The 2720-nt window shown below is 30.3% G+C and carries 2 protein-coding genes and 1 pseudogene; 2 read left to right on the top strand and 1 reads right to left on the bottom strand.

The window, feature by feature from the left end; genetic code table 11:
* A pseudogene (locus TJ68_RS08490) lies at positions 1-911 on the top strand (poly(glycerol-phosphate) alpha-glucosyltransferase); the annotation flags it as partial.
* On the opposite strand, the gene TJ68_RS02935 reads toward TJ68_RS08490, so the two are convergent.
* Positions 901-1083: a hypothetical protein gene (locus TJ68_RS02935; protein WP_040928648.1), complete on the bottom strand. Its 183-nt coding sequence runs from the start codon at positions 1081-1083 to the stop codon at positions 901-903. The pseudogene TJ68_RS08490 and the gene TJ68_RS02935 sit on opposite strands and share 11 nt — an antisense overlap.
* A 273-nt stretch (positions 1084-1356) precedes the next feature.
* Here TJ68_RS02935 and TJ68_RS02930 point away from each other — a divergent pair.
* Positions 1357-2720 (top strand): Mur ligase family protein (locus TJ68_RS02930; RefSeq protein WP_052327270.1); only part of this gene is annotated, 1364 nt, incomplete at its 3' end.

Here is a 2720-nt window from a genome sequence, read left to right as displayed (position 1 = left end):
ATAATTTAAGACATAGCTCGTCTACCTACTCTTTAATAGAAGGGTTAAGTTATATTAATGAATCATTAGAGTCCGTAAAAAAGCCAATTGAATATATAATTGAAAATTATTTGTACGTTAAGGATGGAAAAGGGTATATTTTTGATGATACAAAAAATACAAATGAAATAAAATTAGGACAAAATGCAGCATTTATATTCGCGATTTGCGAATATTTAAAGCATGAAAAAAATGAAGAGTATCTCAAAGCCGCACAACTTGTAGCTGAGGGAACAGTTAATATGATTAATGATAACGGTGAAACAGTTCATGTGCTAAGTTATCCAACACTAGAGGTTAAAGAGAGGTATCGTATTGTTTACTATGATGGAGAAGCAGCGCTTGGTCTTTTAAGATTGTATCAACATGATGGCAATAAAAAATGGCTCAATGCAGTTAAAAGTTTATTTGAGAAATTTATTAGTAGGGACTACTGGAGATATAATGATCACTGGCTAGGGTATTGTGCAAATGAGATGGTTAACATTATACCAGATCGTAGATATTTTGAGCTTGGTATTATAAACGTTTCTACAAACTTAACTTATATTTATAAGCGTGAAACAACATTCCCAACATTTATGGAAATGTTAACCGCATCTTATAAACTTGTGCAAAAGGCAAAAGAAAAAGGATACGGTGATCTGGTTGAGAGTTTGATAGATGAAGACTTTTTAATAATGACATTACATAAAAGAGCAGATTATCAAAGAACGGGGTATTTTTATCCGGAAATTGCTATGTACTTTAAAAATCCAAGTAGAATATTAGGCGCTTTTTTTATTAAACACCACGGCTATAGAGTTCGTATAGATGATATTGAGCACTATGTTTCTGGCTATATACAATATCAAAAACTTTTTAAGTCATAGTTTGAATAGTTTTATAAACGATTATTGATACGATGATAAGAAGAAAGATAAATCTAAGGCTAAGATATTCTGGCTTTTTTTCAGCTGGTTCTTCGAAGTCATCATTTTCAAATTGACGCTCAATTTCCTCGTTGATTTCGTCAATTGTTTTATCTTTATCATTATAATTCATAATTTTTTAACTCCTATAAGTAAAAGTAAGTTTATTTTATCATTAAAAATGAATTATAGAAAGGATACCTTATATGTATACGTTAAAACATTTAAAAAACTTAACATTAGGTAAACTGTATAATACTGAAGGCAATGAAAAAGTAATTATCAATGATTTCGAATATCTTCATAAGAATGTTAAAAATAAAAATACAGCGTTGTTTGTTATTAATGAAAAAACTGGAATAAAGCATTTTCACAAAAAAGAAGAGAAATACCTATCGAATTTTTAGTGCCAAAAGATTTTAAAACTGTAGGTTTAATTATAACTGAAAAATATATTGAATATATAGATGAGAGTATTCCTCAGCTTGTTGTACAAAATATGGTGGAAGCAATGTTTGCTATTGCAAAGAAATCTAGACTAAACTTTAAAAATAAGGTTATAGCTATTACGGGTTCAGTAGGAAAAAGTTCAACTAGATTAATGATTAAGCAAGTGTTGAAAGATTATAATGTGTTAGAAAATGAGCATAACTTTAATACTAGACCTGCAGTTTGGTTATATATGTGTAAACTTTGCCAAAATCCAGATTTTGCGGTAGTAGAAGTTTCGTTAAATGCCTTAAACGAGCGAGGTAATATAAGTCTCGATTTAAGACCGGATGTTGCAGTGGTAACGCCAATTGGAGAAGCACATCTAAGTACTATTAATAATACTCAGCAAATAGCAGACTTTAAGTCTAGGTTACTCGATGGACTAAATGATGAGGGAACCGCGGTTATATCGAACACACATAATATGAGTAAGTATTTAATTAATCGTGCAAGAGAAAATAATTTAAAAGTAATCACTTATGGTGATGAACAAAGTGATATAAAGTTAAAGCAAGTTAAGTCATTTAAGGGATACAGCGAAATTACACTTGAAAGTCTTAATGAGTTAGTTAAATTTGATTTAAAACAATTTGGTAGAGGTATGATTGAAAATGCAGAAGCAGCATATGCTACAGTGCTCTCTCTTAATATCAATAGTTCAGCAATGAATTATCTAAGTGATATTAAACTTTTTGATAAAGTACTTAATACTAAGAAGATACTTAATAGGAATGGTGTTATCACTATATTAGATGATACCCATAACGCTTCATTGCCAGCGATGATTAATGCTATTGAAGCATTTAACGAGCAGGCTAAATTTTATAGTGGAAATAAAATTATTGCACTTGGTAAAATAAATGATCTTGGAGAAAATAGTATTGATATTCATAGAAAGTTAATACCAGTTTTAAATGCTTCTTGTGCAGACTATATTTTTTGTTTAGATCAAGAATTACGACCAGTTGTGATGGGAATCAAAGGAAAAGTAGCCACTTGGTTTAGAGATAGTACGGTGTTAAAAGATCACTTAAAATATTTTATGAATCATAATTCATACACATTACTAAAATCTAGTCATGGCGGAACAAAATTTAAATCTATGGCAATGGAGCTTATTGACGAGCTACCACTTGTGGAAAATGATGCGATGCGCACAGTACAACACAAAATAGGAATAGATGGTATCTCTCATTTATTAACTGAAAAAAATGGAAATGTTCTGGAAAGTCTTAATGTCGAAAATTCAAAAACAATAGAGGGACTGATGTGCTACCC

Source organism: Nosocomiicoccus massiliensis, from assembly GCF_000438455.1.
GTDB lineage: Bacteria > Bacillota > Bacilli > Staphylococcales > Salinicoccaceae > Nosocomiicoccus > Nosocomiicoccus massiliensis.
This window is presented reverse-complemented; position numbering and strand designations above follow the sequence as displayed.